General features: G+C 53.4%; 17 protein-coding genes. 14 read left to right on the top strand and 3 right to left on the bottom strand.

Annotated elements, in window-relative coordinates:
• Nucleotide 1 precedes the first annotated feature (1 nt).
• The 13 genes from WLZ34_RS03940 to WLZ34_RS04000 all read left to right on the top strand — a co-directional run bounded on the left by WLZ34_RS03940 (nucleotide 2) and on the right by WLZ34_RS04000 (nucleotide 12,713).
• On the top strand, nucleotides 2-994 hold the full coding sequence (locus WLZ34_RS03940; protein WP_434730814.1) for a glycosyltransferase family 2 protein: 993 nt from the start codon (nucleotides 2-4) through the stop codon (nucleotides 992-994).
• Entirely contained in the window at nucleotides 991-1,896 is a 906-nt protein-coding gene (locus tag WLZ34_RS03945; RefSeq protein WP_434730815.1) for a hypothetical protein, read from the top strand. The genes WLZ34_RS03940 and WLZ34_RS03945 overlap by 4 nt, the downstream gene beginning before the upstream one ends.
• Nucleotides 1,880-3,040, top strand: coding sequence for a glycosyltransferase (locus WLZ34_RS03950; protein ID WP_434730816.1), 1,161 nt, complete (start codon nucleotides 1,880-1,882; stop codon nucleotides 3,038-3,040). The genes WLZ34_RS03945 and WLZ34_RS03950 overlap by 17 nt, the downstream gene beginning before the upstream one ends.
• Nucleotides 3,037-3,696, top strand: coding sequence for a hypothetical protein (locus WLZ34_RS03955; protein WP_434730817.1), 660 nt, complete (start codon nucleotides 3,037-3,039; stop codon nucleotides 3,694-3,696). Before WLZ34_RS03950 ends, WLZ34_RS03955 begins: the two co-directional genes overlap by 4 nt.
• Before the next feature lie 731 nt (nucleotides 3,697-4,427).
• Entirely contained in the window at nucleotides 4,428-5,795 is a 1,368-nt protein-coding gene (locus tag WLZ34_RS03960) for a hypothetical protein (protein ID WP_434730818.1), read from the top strand.
• A 153-nt stretch (nucleotides 5,796-5,948) separates the two neighbouring features.
• The gene (rfbC, locus tag WLZ34_RS03965; RefSeq protein ID WP_434730819.1) at nucleotides 5,949-6,452 is read left to right on the top strand and encodes a dTDP-4-dehydrorhamnose 3,5-epimerase; all 504 of its coding nucleotides are present in this window, start codon (nucleotides 5,949-5,951) and stop codon (nucleotides 6,450-6,452) included.
• Between the two features lie 66 nt (nucleotides 6,453-6,518).
• Entirely contained in the window at nucleotides 6,519-6,800 is a 282-nt protein-coding gene (locus tag WLZ34_RS03970) for a hypothetical protein (protein WP_434730820.1), read from the top strand.
• A 116-nt stretch (nucleotides 6,801-6,916) separates the two neighbouring features.
• Nucleotides 6,917-8,410 carry a right-handed parallel beta-helix repeat-containing protein gene (locus WLZ34_RS03975; RefSeq protein WP_434730821.1) on the top strand — a complete coding sequence of 498 codons (1,494 nt, stop codon included), beginning with the start codon at nucleotides 6,917-6,919 and terminating at the stop codon, nucleotides 8,408-8,410.
• A gap of 100 nt (nucleotides 8,411-8,510) precedes the next feature.
• Nucleotides 8,511-8,675 (top strand): hypothetical protein, encoded by a 165-nt coding sequence (locus WLZ34_RS03980; RefSeq protein WP_434730822.1) that lies wholly within the window; start codon nucleotides 8,511-8,513, stop codon nucleotides 8,673-8,675.
• 240 nt (nucleotides 8,676-8,915) lie between these two features.
• On the top strand, nucleotides 8,916-9,524 hold the full coding sequence (locus WLZ34_RS03985) for a thymidylate kinase (RefSeq protein WP_434730823.1): 609 nt from the start codon (nucleotides 8,916-8,918) through the stop codon (nucleotides 9,522-9,524).
• Nucleotides 9,514-10,377 carry a nucleotidyltransferase family protein gene (locus tag WLZ34_RS03990; RefSeq protein ID WP_434730824.1) on the top strand — a complete coding sequence of 288 codons (864 nt, stop codon included), beginning with the start codon at nucleotides 9,514-9,516 and terminating at the stop codon, nucleotides 10,375-10,377. Before WLZ34_RS03985 ends, WLZ34_RS03990 begins: the two co-directional genes overlap by 11 nt.
• A gap of 246 nt (nucleotides 10,378-10,623) precedes the next feature.
• The gene (locus WLZ34_RS03995) at nucleotides 10,624-11,592 is read left to right on the top strand and encodes an NAD-dependent epimerase/dehydratase family protein (protein ID WP_434730825.1); all 969 of its coding nucleotides are present in this window, start codon (nucleotides 10,624-10,626) and stop codon (nucleotides 11,590-11,592) included.
• A 41-nt stretch (nucleotides 11,593-11,633) separates the two neighbouring features.
• Entirely contained in the window at nucleotides 11,634-12,713 is a 1,080-nt protein-coding gene (locus WLZ34_RS04000; protein WP_434731931.1) for a glycosyltransferase, read from the top strand.
• Here WLZ34_RS04000 and WLZ34_RS04005 read toward each other — a convergent pair.
• Genes WLZ34_RS04005 through WLZ34_RS04015 form a run of 3 tightly spaced genes read right to left on the bottom strand, consistent with a single transcriptional unit; the run spans nucleotide 12,669 to nucleotide 15,990 of the window.
• Nucleotides 12,669-13,826, bottom strand: a complete 1,158-nt coding sequence (locus WLZ34_RS04005) for a glycosyltransferase (protein WP_434730826.1) — start codon at nucleotides 13,824-13,826, stop codon at nucleotides 12,669-12,671. The two genes, WLZ34_RS04000 and WLZ34_RS04005, sit on opposite strands and share 45 nt — an antisense overlap.
• A complete protein-coding gene (locus WLZ34_RS04010) occupies nucleotides 13,826-14,794 on the bottom strand; it encodes a glycosyltransferase family 2 protein (protein ID WP_434730827.1) in 969 nt (322 codons plus the stop codon). Before WLZ34_RS04010 ends, WLZ34_RS04005 begins: the two co-directional genes overlap by 1 nt.
• Nucleotides 14,795-14,805: 11 nt before the next feature.
• Nucleotides 14,806-15,990, bottom strand: coding sequence for a PLP-dependent cysteine synthase family protein (locus tag WLZ34_RS04015; protein WP_434730828.1), 1,185 nt, complete (start codon nucleotides 15,988-15,990; stop codon nucleotides 14,806-14,808).
• A 132-nt stretch (nucleotides 15,991-16,122) separates the two neighbouring features.
• On the opposite strand from WLZ34_RS04015, the gene WLZ34_RS04020 reads away from it, so the two are divergent.
• The gene (locus WLZ34_RS04020) at nucleotides 16,123-17,544 is read left to right on the top strand and encodes a xylulokinase (RefSeq protein ID WP_434730829.1); all 1,422 of its coding nucleotides are present in this window, start codon (nucleotides 16,123-16,125) and stop codon (nucleotides 17,542-17,544) included.
• Nucleotide 17,545 lies beyond the last annotated feature (1 nt).

Consider the following 17,545-nt stretch of genomic DNA (forward strand, 5'->3'; position numbering starts at 1 on the left):
CGTGTCAAAGTTGCTATCAATAGTTTTGCCCATAAGGAATGAATCTTACAACCTACTAGAGGTGTGCAAGAGCATCTCGGTGCAGAGGTTCAAAGAGATTTTCGAGGTAATAATAGTCGATGATAGTGATCCTGAGTACGAGGTATTTGTTAAGAAATGTGTCGAGGGCTTGAGGTCTTCCAACGTAGATGTAGAGTTGGTGAAGGGGTCTAGGGGAGGAGTTGGTATTGCAATGCTAAGTGGCTTGGAAAGAGCGCGAGGAGATTATGTCTTCTTCATAGACGCAGATAATGTATTGGAGAGGGATTTCATGGGGATTGTGGTGCCGCTTCTCAGCAAGGGATATTTTGTCTCCTTTCTATCGAAAAGTGTGATATCAAGATGTTGCCGAAGCTTATTCTATGCTCAACAATTCCTCTCTACCCTCAGGGGCGGTCTACATTTTAACAGAGACTACGGTTTTGTCAACACCCTCTACATTTGGCAGAGAAACCTCTTGCTTATGGAGGCTAGGGTTCGTAGACCTGAGATTTCGCTATTAGATGATCTAGGGCCTGCCAACCTAGTAGCCCTACATAGAAAATCGCTAAGGCATTATCACATCGATAAAGTGCTTGTCAAAGACGTGCGACACGTGTATGAGAAGTTTGATGCGATGTTCATCTACAAGAGACTTAGATGGTATTACAATAGCTATGATTCACTAGTGATCAATAAAGACTACCTCACAGCTCTCCTGGTAGCACCTCTAACAGTAATAACAATGGGATTCCTTACAACATATCTGGGGCCACCTATATTATTCCTGTTAATAACATATGCCGTTCTCACGATATTAACAGAGAAACTTGCAGAGAATTGTGAACCTCATCAACAGATAGTAGTCGGGATAATCGGACTACCTATATTAATCTTGCTCAAGAGTATTCTCTTCTACGTGATCACAGCTGAAACAATGAAGAGAAGGATTTGTGGAAGTGTGAAGAGAAGATGATTGTAATCACCTCATATGACGAATTCTATGAGAACGCAATCAGAAAGTTAACAAACGAACGTTTAGCAAGAAGAATCGCTACAGTAGTTTTTGCTAAACATAGAAGTAATGACTGGAAGTATTTTGAAAATGCCAAGATAAACTTGCTATTACTTCATGGAAACCCTAAGATACGTAAAAAATACATTGAGTTTATGGAAATCCTTAAAGCGATTTCGCTTTTACCCCAAGAGGGTTACGCGCTGATAAAAGTACATCCATTTATAACTCATTTAGGTAACGATGTGGATATACTTGTCGAGAAGAAAAACTTAGAAGCTGTGGTTAAGCATCTAAGTAGAGAGCTTCAAGTAGAGAGCATCATTGGAAAATCTGGGAAGGGTGTCACATTATTGCTAAATGACATGGAACTACAAGTAGATATTTACAACGAGGTAGGCTGGAGAGGTCTTAAAGTACTAGACGTCTCTCTTGCTAGTCCCACAACAAGGAGGGTAGTAAGGCTTGTAAACAGTCTGGAAATCTCCGTGATCAGAGAGGATATAGACTTAGCTATATTGATTGCTCACATATTTGAAAGCGAGGGTTGGGTTACACTTGGTGACCTATTGAAATTATTTATTTTAAACCCAATGAATATGAGTGCCTCTGTCGAGAACGTAAAAACGTATTTGAATATTGGAAGGTTTTATTCATACCTAGTGGCTATGTTAAACAATGAGGATGTTATTTCAAACATATTTCAGTATGGAAAGGCCCGGATCCCCATTAAATACTTACTACTAACTTCAGTCTCAACTATACTTGCAAATCTTAGAGCTAGAAGGGTCGATATGAAAGGGTATTACTGGGAAGTAGAGAGGCTGTTTCTGGAGGTTTTAAGATATGGACTTACTGCTTAGTGGCTTTCATGCAGAATACTTTTTAGAAGGCCATGCTAAGATTTTTCTCGAGCTCTCCAATCTTCTTACATTTATGTGGAAACCCGACAAAGTACATGTCACTAACGTAAATCAGGGGGGTATAAGCGTTAACTTAGTAATATCTAGTCTCTATGCTTACCTCTCTAAGCGTGTAAATACTGTGATCGAAGTATATGACAATATGTACCCATTAGATGAGCTGATCGGCGCAGTCTTGAGAGGTCTGAGGAAGGCCGAAGTCGTAGTGCTCTCCTGGAAACCTCATCCATCGTTTTCAATAATTCAGAATAGGATTTTAGATAAGATTAGTGGTTACAACAGTAAGCTTATATCATTTGCCTATTCGCTCAATTACCTGGAAAAAGTTTTAAAAAGCTTAAGATTAAAAGATGAAAGTTCCGAGGTAGTAATTCTAAATCCTTGCTGTGATATAGACAGAGGTTCTTTGAAATTAATTAAGGTTCTACCACCAGTTCACAGCATTTTCCTACAGAAAGGATCTAAGGTTCTCAGAGAGAGGAGTGTCGATAGAGGTCGCGTAACCTTCAGGCTTATGGGAAGATTTCAGGGAGGAAGAGGGATTAAGGAGGTCATTACAGCATTTAAAAGGTTCAGGATTAAGAGACCTGAAGCAAGAGCTAAGCTTATCATAGACTCGTTTAGTGAAGATAAAGGGACAAAAGAAGTATTTAAGCTTTATGGAGGCGATGTTTACATAGTTATAACTAACCCAATAAAGCGTGTTAAAGAGGGTGCTTCAAGTCCTAGACAAATAATCGAGGAGATTGCCTACAAATATGCTTATAGTTCCTACGTCGTACTTCCCTATACAAGACCTGTTCACATAACCCCTTCTCTAACATTACTTGAAGCACTGGGCGCAGGCGGCTTTGTTATAGCAACTAAAAATGCTGCTTCCGTCCTTCACAGGGATGTTGAGAAGTGTGCCTTCATAGTTGATACTCAGGATGTTGTTGAGGAGCTTGTTAAGGCCTTTGAATACTTATATGAAGAGTACGATAGCAATTTCTACTGGAGAATTCGCGACGCAGCACATAAGTATGCTCATAATAATTTCTCCTATGAAAAGATAATCTGGGCTTTAAAGGCTAAATTAACATGAGAGAGATCATAATCTCGGGTATTGACGGTTCCGGCAAATCAACGATAGCATCACACATTACGGCACTTCATAGGAGGCGCGGCTTACGAGTTAAAGTTATTTGGTTTAGGTGGAGAGCCCTAACCCTGTATGTTCTTTACGCTTACTCAAGGCTTCGAGGACTATATGTGAAGTTCTACCACCCTGTTGCTAGACGCTGGTTTCTAATACACGTGTTTCGCCTAGACCCCGTTACAGCTCTTCTTTACCCCTACCTGCTATTTCTCGACCTAGCCATTCACTACATATTTAACACGATTTTACTTCTCGTACGAGGTGTTGAAGTTGTTATTTACGATAGGTTCTTTCTAGACGCGCTAGTAGACTCCTTGTATGAATCAAGGCGCTGTAGCAGGCGTCTTTTGCGGCTGTATCTATCTATGCACTCCAAGATCTCTAACTCCGTTGTCTTAGATGTTGATGTAAAAACTGCTGTTGAGAGGAAGAAAGATATAGTGTCGTTGAAAGAGCTTGAGTTTAAGAGGAGGCTATATCTTCTCTTAGCCAATTACATGAATATACCTGTAGTTGATGTTAGAAGGAGTGTTGATGATGTTGTTCAAGAAGTCTGTGAGAAGCTAGGATTAGGGATAGTGAAAACATCCCATGGTATTTAGCATTTTAAAGCTTGAATTATGTTAAAGCTCCTAACATAGCTCGATTCATCGATTGTACAGCAGTATGTGAGATTTTGAAAGTGGGCCGTGCCGAGACTGAGGTCGTCTTCTGGCGCTGAGTGCTTTGAAGATGCTGGCATCTGCTAAGGGCTCAGGCTAAGAAGCTTATCAACGGCGTGAAGCCAATGACGGCATCCCATTACCTATCATGCTAAGTGAGTTGTGTTGAATATAGTTCGTTTCTCAACTCTTTACTTATCTTTTTGTGGGAGGTCTTGAAATTGCTCTGCAACTACTCGACTAGTAATTATGGTTTAACCAATGCCACGGTTTTAGGCGTTAACCCTAGAATTCGCAACGAAGAGACTAACAACGCGGTTATTGATCACGTGGCTGATATAATCAAGGTCTTTACAAGTAAGGGTCTCGCTAGAATAGTCTTCGTATCGATCGGCTTTGGTAACTTTCAATATAAGTTCCTTGGTAACGACTTGATGATGTCTCGGTAGTTCAGCAACAGAGCTGAAGACCCAGTGTTCATTGGTGAAAAGCTTGATCAAAGGCGGGTGTGCTGTGCCTATCTAACTACCTTGTCAGTCAAGAAGCCTTTAACGGCAATCACACATGATACGCAGTCACTAGAGTTAATCAAAAGCACCGACAGTAACAATAGCGAGATTGCGACCATGGACCCAAAAGGCTAGACCATGATAGAACACCGAGGGTCATTAGTGGGAACACCGACAAAAGAGCTTCTTAGAAACGCTGAGGGCATTCTCGAAGTGCTCGTCGATGCCTCTCGAGAGTTAACCTCGGAGATTTCCAGTGCGTGTAGGATTCTTCACCTGCCAGGGGTGGAGGTGTTGCTTTCTCTGAAGGAGTTCCGGGAAGAAGAAAGCGAAAGTACGCTTATCGTGTGCGGTAGGTACGATCCAGTTAGCAGGGGGATCCTGGTTTCTCTACCGTGTCTGTTAAGATCAGGTGGGAATATTGCTGATGAATTCCTTGAGACCGTCTCTCACGAGCTTGTTCACCACTGCCAGTTTGCTGGAGGCCCTGATAATATATGTGAGGTAAAACTTAGCATAAAGGATGCGGAGCTACTAGCTAAGATCCTACCCTACGATCATAGACCGCATGAAATCGAGGCTTATAGCAAGCAACACGAGTTGAGCGAGTTAATTAAATCTTACCTAGGTAAGTCTGGGGAGCTCATAATGAGGGTGTTACGTACGCTCAAAAACGATGTAGAGCTTGAACACCCACAGCGGTCTTTCACTCCAAGCTCAGACACAAGGGACGAGTGTAGCGCTGGATCATTGCTCTTCAAAACTCTAGAAAACTTCGAGGTTAACGAGGTTGAGGTTGTTGTAGACCCGGACTTGTCCAAGGAGCCTGGCGAAGCTCAAATATATGTGCTTACAGACAGGGGTGTGGCAATCAAGTATTTGTGGCGCGAAGACTCACAAAAAGGCATCTACATGCCTTTAAAGCCTGTGAGCATTAGACTTCCCAGAGGGGAGTACCAGATTAAACACGTCAAGGCATCGTACAATTTCCTCGAAACCCCTCGAAGAAGCGAAGATCAAGATGCTAAATATAATATTCTGAAGCCGGCAGAGGTAGAGAGCTACATTATTAATAACACTTGTAGGTTTGAGCAAAAAGCTATTCGCGCGGAGGATCTGATCTCCCTGATTTTGATGATATCGTTGGGAGTTTACGATAGTTGGCCGCGTAATGTGGATGACGTTAAAGAAATGCTAAGTAGGCTAAGCATGACTCCAAGAGGGGATTTGATCGAAATTGGTTTCTCCGTTGATAGTAGAGGATCTTATGCCAAGCCCCAGCCAGTGTCAATCCTAATGTGTAAGGACGTTAAAATACAGGTGGACAGCGACTCCGTAGAGGTCGCAGCAATAGTGAGTAACTGGCCTAATTATTTGAACAAGCTAGTTGAAGCTGTTAAAGAGGACGTGGAAGTGTGCAAAAAGTTCAAACTACCGGAGGCAAGAATAGGAAATATATTCACTTCAGTAGAGCATGAACTTGAACTTGAGGTGACCTTCCCAGAGAAACCCAATTACAAGCAGGGCTAACAATAATTTACTAAGCGGGATCTCAGAAACACATATCACCAACCGCGATTCACCTCAAAAGAATCCCCAGTTCTTAAACAAAACCCCAACAAATACACGGAGTGAAACAAAGACTACAAACTTGTCTGGTGCGGACCGTGTGTACCTGAGGTAGTGCTCGTCGAGCTGGTGGTCTTCCCGGACAGCAGGGGGTTCTTCGCGGAGCTCTTCAAGGGGAGCGACTTCGCCTCCAGGGGCCTCCCCGCGGGCTTCGCACAGGTGAACCTCAGCTACTCTAGGAGGGGCGTGGTGAGGGGGCTACACTACCAGGTCGAGCCCATGGAGCAAGGCAAGCTGGTGTACGTGGTCAAGGGGAGGGTCTACGACGTGGCGGTGGACGTGAGGGCCGGGTCGCCCTGGTTCGGCAGGCACGTGGGCGTCTTCCTGGAGCCGGGCCTAGCCCTCTGGATACCCCCGGGCTTCGCCCACGGCTTCCAGGCGCTGGAGGACACGCTCCTCCTCTACCTGGTCACCAAGGAGTACAGCCCACTCCACGAGAGGTGTATCAGGTGGGACGACCCCGAACTGGCGATAGACTGGCCGATAAGAGAGGGCGTCATAGTGAGCGAGAAGGACAAGAAGTGCCCCGGGTTCAGGGAGGCCGAGAAGTTCAGGTGAGCAAAGCCCTCGACAGCCTTCTTCGTTCACCCGGCCGGCGCCGACGGCAGCGCCTACTCTATCACCTTGGGGGCCTCTCAGTCAGCGTACACACTCCAACCGCCAGTAGAGCCCGTCTCGGGCTCCTTCGAAGCCCCGGCAGCCGGGTGTGGCGGCAGCGTAGTTCGTAGGAGGCCTAGACCTCGTGTCTGGCGGGTGTTGCTCTGGTGTTCAACGTACGGGATAGACCCCCTCCCGTACGCCGCTGCCAGAGACCATGGGCTAGCGTTCCTGGCACCGGGTGTGAGGCTTGTCGAGCTCCTTAAGAGAGCGGGCTTGGACATAGGCATCGTGCCTACACCTGTTTAATCCGCGGGTACACTAAGCGGCCGCAAACAACGCAATTCGTTGATAGGAAAAAGAGTGTGAGGTGTTTATTAGCCAGTACACTAGTAGATCCACCCAACGGTGTGTGGTTTTAGGTTTTGAGGCCACCCTTGTCATCAGCTTGCCTAGTCCTAATCCTACTACTGCTATCCATGCCGGTCGTGGCCAGGGGCTCGACTATCAGGGTCCCCGGCGACTACGGGAGTATCCAGGCCGCCCTGGACCACGCCTCTATGGGGGACGTCATACTAGTGTCCAGGGGCTCTTACAAGGGCTTCACGGTGTCTAAGAGTGTAACAGTCATCGGCGAGAGCAACGAGACCGTGGTAGTCTACGGCGGGGTCGTCGTCTCGGCTAACGGGGTGAAGCTTGGTAACCTCAAGATAGTCCTCGACGAGAGCACGGGCGGCTCGGTAGCCGTCCTAGTCAAGGGACTCGACGCCGTCCTCACCAACATTGTAGTCGAAAGCTACAAGTACGGCGTCCAAGTCGGCAGCGCCGACAGTAAGGCTAGTGCCTTAATCGAGTACAGCAGCATCCGCTCGGGGAGAGAGGCCGTCTACGGCTACTGCACGAGCCTCAGCTTGTTCTACAACACCGTTGTCTCGGAGAGCGCGGCTGCTGTAGCCTACTGCGGCCGAATGGACGTGGAGTTCAACAGGGTCGCCTCCGAGGGGGTCGGGGTGGCCGTCGGCGGGGCCTTGAGCGAGGGTAATATTGCGAGGGGGAACGAGGTCAACATCACCGGTAGCGCAGCGGGTATACTCGTCGACGGGAAGAGCCACTTAATAGAGGGTAACAGGGTGCTCAACGGGGGGATAGACGTCCGGGGCAGCCAGAGCGTTATCGAGCGGAACCAGGTTACGACCCCGGGTAACGGGGTCAACCTAGTCGGCGACGGGAACGTCGTCGAGGCTAACACCGTAAGCGCTGGGGGTCACGCTATAGAGCTCTACGGTAGCGGGAACCTGATACTGAACAACACGCTCTCGGGAGGTAGAGGGGTTCACGGCTCGAACGGCAGGGGGAACTCTATAGCCTTCAACTTAATCAACAGGACTGGAAACGTCGGAGTGTACATGTCGAAGTACACTAGCCAGAACACTATCTACGGCAACACTTTCTGGCTCTGCTACAACTACGAGGCGGCCGACGAGAGCGGTGGCAACACTTGGTACAACGAGACTATTAGGATGGGCAACTACTGGTCTAACAACAAGGCACCCGACTTGGACGGCGACGGTATAACAGACCAGCCCTACCCTATACCAACGACCACCGGCATCGAGATACTAGACAAATACCCGTTGGCGAGACCACTAGTAGCCCCAGAGCAAACCACGACCACGGCGACAACCACGAAGCCAACGCAGACGACGCCAACGACACCCCCATCCACATCCACTACAACACCCACGACCACGCAACAGACCGCTACAAACACGGCTACTACCAAACCTACTCCAGCCACGGACACAACAAGCAGCCAGGCCGGCGGGGGAGGGTACACGAGCATACTACTAGTATCAGCCCTGGTAGTGCTACTCACAGCCACGGCAGCGTTGTTCGCGGTAAAGAAGACTCGCGGATAGTCTAGTGCTCCACCACGATACAAACCGCTTGAAACAGCTTTACAAGGGTCGAAAAAGCCCGAGATGCTATAATGGAAGCTCTCGCGCTAGGCAACCCTACGTGAGGAGCGGCGAGGACTACAAGGCCTACCTGGTCTCGCTAGTGTACGTGGTGGACAACATAGATAGCTTCAAGCAGTCCCGGATAAGGGAAGTGGCCAGAAAGTACTTCTCCTGGGAGTCCTTCGTCGAGGACTTCGGAAGCGCATTGAGAAAACTCGGGTAGCCGCCTGGACTCGTGACCCGGAGCGGTGTAGTGTCCACGTAGGCGAGGAGCCGCTAAATAGGGCCCCCGAGTATTGGCCCAGGAATACGCCACGGGCCGACCGGGAGGCGACACCCGCCTGGAAGAGCGGGCTATTCGGGGAGCAGGTGGCGGCGGGACAGCGTAGCTGTAGCGCGGCTACCGAGTGGCGGGCCGCCCTGTTTTAATTCCGGGCGGGACATTCTATGAAACCTGATTGCTATGGGTAGAGCTGTTGTCCTGTCGGGCTGCGACGGTAGCGGTAAGACGACTGTTGCGAGGGCCCTGTCCTCCTACCTGGCGGCCTCTCACAGGGCCTCGACCCACTGGTTGAGGGGGAGCCACCTCCACGTCTCGCTACTCTACAGGCTCCTCTCGAAGACTAAGACCTTCAGCGGCGCCGACAACCCCTACTACAAGCTCTCTGTGCCGCCGGCTCTCAGGGGGCTGTTCGCGCTACTGGAGTTCACGGGGTTCCTGCCCCAGCTGCTCGCGAGGCGGCTGAGGCTCCTCTTCAGCGACGTCGTCGTGTGCGACAGGGGCGTCTTGGACTTCCTGGTCTGGGTCTCGGCCACGCTGAGGTGCGAGGGCTTCCTCGGGACAGCGCTCGGCAGGTTCCTGCTAGCCCTGGCCTCCAGGGAGAGGCCCGTCGTCCTGACGGCGAGGCTGGACGTGCTGAGGAGGAGGGCCGACGTGCCGCCCTCTTTCCTTAAAGCAGAGTACGCCTACTACACTGTACTAGCGAGGTACATCGCCTCAATCACTGTGGACACCTCTAGTAGCAGGCCGGCCAGGACAGCCGCGGAGGTGCTGTATAGACTTGAGCTCTAGGACCCTGAGGCTGGTCAGGGCGCTGGAGGGCCTGGAGAAGCCGGGGGAGGGCGAGCTGGGGGAGCTGGTTGAGGCGGCTGGCTTGAACAAGGTGCTACTGGGCTTCCTCAGGTCTGCGGGCGTGGAGGGCGAGGCGAGTCGCCGCGAGGAGGAGAGGTACAAGCGGTTCAGCAGCGTCGTGGGGGAGGTGGCCGGCGCGCTGAGGGGGCTGGACTACGCGCTACACAAGTTCAGGAAGCCGGTGGAGCACGTCTCGGTCGACGTAGACGTCCTGGTCGACGCACGGCAGCTACCCGAGGCGGTCAAGAGGCTGGCGTCTAGGGGCTTCGGGGTCGAGGTCTGGGAGAAGTACACGGTCACGATGACGAGGGGGCGGGCTATAGTAGACCTCTACACGCACCCCTCCTTCGCGTGGGTTGTTTACCTAGACGGGGAGGAGCTCCTCGAGTGCTGCACGGAGGAGTTCGAGTGGGAGGGCCTCGAGCTCAGGGGCCTCACAAAAGAGGCAGAGGTAGTCGTCACAGCAGCACACGCGGTGTACAAAGAGCACGTCTACCTCCTAGCAGACTACTTCACGGTGAAGAAGTGGCTCAACAAGAGGGCCCTAGACCTCGCGGGAGAGCTCGGGGTAGAGGACTCCCTCAGGGCGTCCACACGCTTGAACGAGCTGGTGGACAGCGGGCTAGTGGAGCTACCCTCGAGGATACCGGTCTCCTACCTAGCCGGTGCCTACGCGCGCAAGCTGTTCAGGGACAGCGTGTTCAGGTCGACCCTAGTCAACGCGCTGGAGTACATGCTGACGGAGAGAGCCGGTAGATCGGTCAAGTGGAGGCTGACGAGGGCCTCCTACTGAGCCCTTCCACCGCGTGCGAGCGGCCGCGCGGCTACGCGTAGCCCGGGGCGATGAGCCTATACACTTCAATACCCATCCGCCCAGCCGACGGTAAAGCACCCGGCCCCGCCCCTAATGCGGGGAGGGTGCCAGTGGTCGATCCTCTGGGGGTACCTGCGTGGTTTGCGGTCTTTTGAAGCTTTATTAGCGAGCGGGCCTCTAATCTAGCTAGCGTACACGCGGACAGGCAACCAGCGGTGTGCTCGGTTGAGCAGGTTTGTCCTGGTCACGGGGGGAGCGGGGTTCATCGGCAGCCACCTCGTCGACAGGCTAGTCCTCGAAGGGTACAGGGTTAGAGTCGTCGACAACCTCAGCAGCGGCAGGCTCGAGAACCTGGAGAGGCACAGGGGGAGTAGCTCCGTTGAAGTAGTGGTGGGCGACCTCAAGGACCCCGGCACGGCCCTCAAGGCCGTGGAGGGTGTTGAGGCAGTCTTCCACTTCGCCGCGAACCCCGAGGTGAGGGTCAGCACCACCAACCCCGAGGTACACTTCAGCGAGAACGTGGTGGCGACCTTCAACCTCCTCGAGGCGATGAGGAGGAGGGGTGTTAGAGACCTCGTCTTCGCGTCGTCGAGCTCGGTCTACGGGGAGCCGGGCCACATACCAGTGGGTGAGGAGGAGCCCGTGAGGCCCGTCTCGGTGTACGGCGCCAGCAAGGCCGCCTGCGAGAACTTGATGCACGCGTACTCCAGGCTCTACGGCATCAGGGCCGTCTCCCTCAGGTACGCGAATATCGTGGGGCCCAGGCTGAGGCACGGCGTTATATGGGACTTGGTAAACAAGCTCCTGGCAAACCCCAGGGAGCTCGAGGTGCTGGGGGATGGGACCCAGACCAGGAGCTACCTCCACGTGTCCGAGGCAGTCGAGGCCACCCTACTAGCCTGGCGGAGGGCGGGGGAGGGCTTCGCCGTCTACAACGTCGGGAACGAAGACTGGATAACCGTCAACGACGTGGTGAGGATAGTACTGAGCGAGATGGGGCTGGAAGGGGTGAAGCTGGTCTACAAGCCCGTGGCCCACGGCGTGGGCTGGCCGGGGGACGTGAAGCGCATAGCCTTGAGAATAGACAAGTTGAAGAAGCTGGGCTTCAGCCCGTCTATGAACTCCACGGCCAGCGTTACTGCTACCGTTAGGGCGCTGCTTGAAGAGATAGGGAGAGGAACACCCCACGGTTAGCCGTTCACCAGTCTCTGGATAGGTGGTCTCAAGACTTGAGAGTGCTCGTCGCCATACCTACTTACAGGAATGCGTCGACAGGCTATGTTATCCGCTCTACTCTGAAGGCGCTGTGCGACCAGACCCTAGGGGGCTTCCGTGCACTAGTAGTCTACAAGCCGAGCCCGGGGGACAGGACACTCGACATTGTAGACGAATATAAGGACAAGCTGGACATCGAGGTCAGAGTACAACAAAGCGGCTTCTTTGAGGAAGCAATGAACGAGATCTTCAGGGTGTCGGAGGAGTACGACCTCACCATAGTAACAGACGACGATGCCGTGCCCAGTTCGAGGTTCGTAGAAGACCACGTCGCGTTCCACAACACCCATGGTAAAGTGGGTATCACCAGCGGGCTCGTCGTAGAAAAAACCGTCTGGGCCTCTCGCGCAGGCCTGGCAGCCTTCTTGGCTAAGAGGGTTCTCGGCGTTAATAAGCCGCTCCTGGAAAACATGAACGACTACGACGTGTTTATTAGCAACGTTGGTTTGACTGCACTCAAGAAACTCTACCAAAAACATGACTGGGAGGGCGAGTACGTCCTAACAGTAGACATTAGAGGCGTTAACCTGAGCTTCAAGTCGAGAAACTACATAGAGGGGTTCGAGCTGAAGGGCTACACTGTGAGGGGCTTGCGCAACGAGCAGTTATTAGCCCTACATTACATTAGGCAGGGACTACACGCGACACGCTTCAAGGGCGGAATCGTGAGACACGTGGAAAGAGGCGAGTCATTGTCTAGAGCAGTAATCCCTACTAAAAGCTACATGATCGGCGTAGAGCTCGGGTTACTACCCTACGGTGTCAGCCTGTATAGGTTTAAAATCGACTTGAACAAGTTAGAGCTGCTCTCGCACGTCTATGAAGTCTACTCCAGGAACTCTCGTAACCCTAGACTAGGAGGCTTTGCTAGGGGTCTGAGACTCGCCGTCGCAGCTATAAAGAGCGGGCTGGAGCCAAGGGAGGTGAGAAGCCTGCTAGCGGGGGTGGAGAAGAGGTATGAGATGCCAAGGCACAATACTCCCGGAGAAGCCTATTTACGAGCCCCTGGCTGGTGGGCAGCACGAAAGGAAGGCCTTTGAGAGCCTCTTCTTGAACGACTCGAAGTCGAAGCCCCGCACTACGCTGAGACCCCTCTCTCTCAGGGCTCTAGCTAAAGCGGGGTCTTCCTCGACTCTCCTCACAATAGATGGGACCTCGCCTACCTCGGTGTAGCCCAGGGCGGGGCTAATCCTGGACACGATGTCGAACCAGGCGCCGCCGTCCCTGTACACTATCGGTATGGCCCCGGCCGAGACGGCCTCGGCTACCGATAAACCGAAGTGCTCCGCGTAAGGGGGGTGGAGGTAGAACAAGGCAGTCCGTAGAAGGTCCCTCAGCCTACTCCTCGGCAGATTAGGCAGCACGTGGACGTTCCACAGCCCCCGCTCCTCGGCCAACCTCTTCAGGTAGCCAGCGTACCTCGAGCCTTTCCTCGTGGCGGAGCCGACTATGTAGAAGTCGTAGTCCCGTAGCGCGCCGGCCACCTCTACGACCTTGCCGAGGTTTTTCTCGGGGCTGAACCTGGAGACGGTTACGATGGCCTTCTCCCTCTTCTCGTCCAGGCTCTCGAAGTACTCGACGTCCACTGGCGGGTGGACCACCTCGACCCTGAACTGGTCCCCGTAAACGCTGTGGAAGACCGCTCGCGTCCAGCTACTGTTGACCAAGACGAGCCTCGGCCTGCCCGTGACCGAGTCGGCCAGCCTTTTAAGCAGGGTCTCGTAGCTCCTCCACACGAACCCCCTCCTACCGCTGGGGGTTATGAGCGGGACGTGTATGTAGGCAACGTCAACGGGCGTGGGGACGTGCGAGGCGGTGTCCACGACGACGTCCCCGCCCGCCTCTCTCTTGATGCGCTTCACCAAGACACCGGTCAGAAGAGCCCTTCTCAGCCTCGTCAACCGGTCGCCCGTCAAAGCCCTCGCGAGAAGGTCGACTATACCGGCTGTCGGGGGCAGAGGCCTCGCCTCGATCAAAGGCTTGAAACCAGGCGAGAGCAGCCCGACGACCTCGGCCAGCCTCTCCCAGTCCAGGTAGTAGGTCGCGATCCTGCTCTCGAAGCCCATCTCGGCTAGAGCCCGGTGCATTTCGATCGCCAGCTTCTCGGCGCCACCCCCTATCTCGAGGAGGGGGTGTACGATAACCACTTCCACTACTCTAACACCTCTACAGACCTGACTCCTTTGAGAAGTGCTCCAGCGTAGTGGAAGACTCTCGGATCTTTTATGTAGACGACCCTGTATTGTGCTCGTTCACGTGTTACCTTAATACTTCTACCGATCTTACCCTTAACAACCAAGTCGACCTCACCTAGGTCTCTTAGCCTCTCGAGAGTCTCCTGGCTGACGCCCACGAGGAAGAGAGAGTCGTCTATACCATACTCCCTGGGGTTAACCATCTTAGATACGACGCTGACCTCGAAGGCCACGTTGTTATTAACCGACTTGATGTACCTGAGCGGTTCTCTGATCAATACGTAGGGTGTGTAAAACGGGAATACAAGGGCGTCTCTCTTCCTTTTAAAAACAAGCAGCTCGGCGGGGTTTAAGCCTAGGGCTCTGTAGTAGTCGATGTTGTTTCTTACCACCCTGCCCACGTAACTCACAACACTCTTGGTATACCTTTTCTCCCTCCTGAAATCGATGAGAGCCGGCTGAGCGTTAAGCCCGACCATTACTGGGACCGCGACCGAGAAGCCTACTCTAACACAGAATTCCAAGTCCTCCCCATTCATCAAATCTCTCCAGCCGCCTCTAGATAGTATATGCTCTCTTTTTCCGGCCAGTGTACCAATAGCGTACACGGGTTGGTGGGCCTCGGCCACCTCTATGACCTTGTGAAAACTCGTGTTGTAAACGGTGTCTAGGTCGAAGTAGGCCGTTATAGACCCCTCCGGGCACTTGTGTAGCGCGATCTGCCGGCCTAGCCCTCTACTAGACTTGTACCTGTAGAGCTTCAAGTTGAAGTCTCTCTTAAGCTCGAGGAGCTTTTCCCAAGTTCCGTCAGTTGAGTAGGAGTCTACGACCACTATCGTGTAGTTCGGTCTGTAGACCGACTTGATCGACTCCTCGATGTAGCGGGCGTTGTTGAAGACAGTCCCGTAAACGCAGACGTCGGCCATGGACCACGCCTCTAGTCGACCCTGCCCTTGTAATCCGCCACGTCGGGGCAGACCTTGGAGTAGAGGGCCTCGAGTAGCTCGGCGTACTTCAGCCCGTGGTCGGGTAGGACGACTACCACGTCGCCCTCCAGCACCCCTCTACGCGTGAGCTCCTTGGTCGCCCTGAGTACTGCCCCGGCGCTCAACCCGACCAGCAAACCCTCGCTCCTCGCCAGTGCGACAACCTCCTGGAACGCCTCGTCTAGGCTGACCTCTAGGACCCCGTCTACACCCGCTAGCTGCACCCACTTCATCCCCGTCTCCACCCTCCTCATGCCCGGTATGAAGTCGCCTCTCGCGGGCTGGACCCCGAACACCTTCACGCCCCCAAGCCTAGACTTGAAGTACACCGAGAGGGCGGACAAGTGGCCGGAGGTCCCAAGGGCCCCCACCACCCCCCTTATCCTCAGGCCCGACTGCGAGGCCTGGTAGTCGACCTCCTTCGCCGTGTACTGGAGGTGAGCTATGACGTTCAGGTCGTTCTCGAACTGGTCTGGGTGTAGCAGCCCCTCCCGCCTAGCCGTCTCTCTCACGTCGCCGAGGATCTCCGTGGTCAAGGCCCCCTTCAGCCTCACGACCTCGGCCCCCATGAGCTCGAATATGTAGTCGACGCACCTCTGGGCTGTCTGGGGCAGGTAGACCTTGGCCTTCAGCCCGAGGTTGTTCGCGACCCCGACGAGCCCCAGCCCCGTGTTGGTCGACGTGGCCTCGACAACCTTGAGCCCGGGCCTCACACCGGGGTTGTTCAACAGCATGAACCAGGCTATCCTGTCCTTGATACTCAGGCTGAAGGGGTGGTACCACTCGAGCTTCGCCCAGACCCTCACCCTCCCGTCGCTGAGGCTCCTGAGCTTCACGAGCGGGGTCGGGGCGTCCCTCACGGCCAGGTCTAGCACGGAGTCGTAGACCCTCGCGGCGTCCCCCTTAACGTTGTAGTAGAAGTCGAGGGCGTCAAGGGACGCAGGCTCGTCCACGGGTACGAAGCGGGGGCCGAGAGACCAGAGCGCGGTGTACAGGGCGTCGTCTAGAGCCCTCAGCTCCCCGTCGACTGGTAGCGGGGGAGCCCTCCAAGAAGCGAGTATTTCCTTGATGTAGGGCAGGGCCTCCCCGAACCCTGTAAGCCCCCCCTTGACCGCCCTCAGCTCTACTAGCCTCACTCCACACACCTCCTCTAGCCAGTCTTACAGAGCACTTTTGGAGTATATAATGCAATGAGCCCTTTGAGGTTTACCAGTTGAGGGTTTTCGAGGAGAAGGGAGGATAGTAGACTAGTACTCAGGGGGTATGTGTTGGAGTACTTCGTGGGCGTGGACTTGGGGACTTCCTCTGTTAAGTTTGTCGTCTTAGACGAGTCGCTTAAGGAAGTGTACGCTTTATCACGCGAGCTCAGAATAGGGTTCGCTAGTGATGGTAGCGTACTCTACGACCCGGAAGCAGTGTTAAGGACTGTCGAGGGCGAGCTGAGAGCTCTGTCCAGTAAACTGGGCGGAGACCTTTACGTGGGCTTCAGCGGGCACTCACCCTCGCTCGTAGTCATGGACGAACAGGGTAGAAGCCTCGAGACTATTGTATGGCTAGACACGAGGGCCAGTTCCGTGCTCGACGAGGCTGCTAAACTAATGGGGGAGAAGGAGTGGTACTACAAGACCGGCCTACGTCTATCCCCCATATTCTTCCCGGCTAAGATACTGTGGATTAAGCGGTTCAAGCCCTCCGTACTAGAGAGGGCGAGGTGGGTCGCCCAGTTCAAAGACTACGTTGTCTACAACTTAACGAAGCAGGCGTACACGGACTACTCGAGCGCCTCCGAGACCCAGTTGTTCAACATAAGAGGCTTCTACGACGACGAGATTCTGGGGCTCCTCGGGCTAGACGAGTCAAAGCTCTTCGAGCCGGCCGCCTCCCACACAGTCCTCCAACACGTCTCGAACCCGCGTATCTGGTTAGTCCTAGGCGGCGTAGACTCCGTCGTGGCAGCTTTGGGTGGAGGTGTCGTCGAGTCTAGCACGGTCTCCTTGTCGGCGGGGTCTTCTGCCTGCGTTGACATACCCGTTGCGAGACCAGTACTAGACTACGAGAAAGGTTTCGAGACCTACTACCACGTGCTACCCGGCTGGTTCGTGCTCGAGGCCTCGCTCCCGTCTGCGGGTCTCACGGTAGACAAGGTGCTCGAGCTCGCTGGTCTAGAGAGGGGCGTCGAAGAGGAGGTGGGCCTAGACAAGCCCTCAGGGCTGGTCTTAGTACCCTACTTGACAGGCTCGCGCAGCCCGGACTGGGACTCATCAGCGAGAGGGCTGGTCTACGGGCTGAGCCTCTCGACGACACGGCTCGATCTACTCAAAGCGGCTTACGAGGGGATAGGTTTTTGGGCGAGAGAGGTCTTGGAGTTATCGCGTGGACTCGGTTTAGAGGTGAGACAAGTAGTCGTCTCGGGCGGTCTGTCCTCTTCGAACCTCTTCAATACTATAACCTCGAGCATCCTTGGTCTAGAGGTCAAGAAGCCCCGCGTGAGAGACTTGTCTCCCTACGGAGCAGCTTTACTGGCCGCAATAGGCGCCGGGAAGATCAAGTTCAGCGACGTCCCTAGACTCATAGAGTTCGAGCAAGTGTATAGCCCTAGGCCAGAGCTAGTTGTGGCATACAACGCGCTGTTCCAGGTATACAGAAAAATGAAAAGAGTATATAAGGAGCTTGGAGGATTAGTAGAGTAGG

Origin of the sequence: Thermogladius sp. KZ2Tp1 (assembly GCF_051131135.1) — an archaeon.
GTDB lineage: Archaea > Thermoproteota > Thermoprotei_A > Sulfolobales > Desulfurococcaceae > Thermogladius.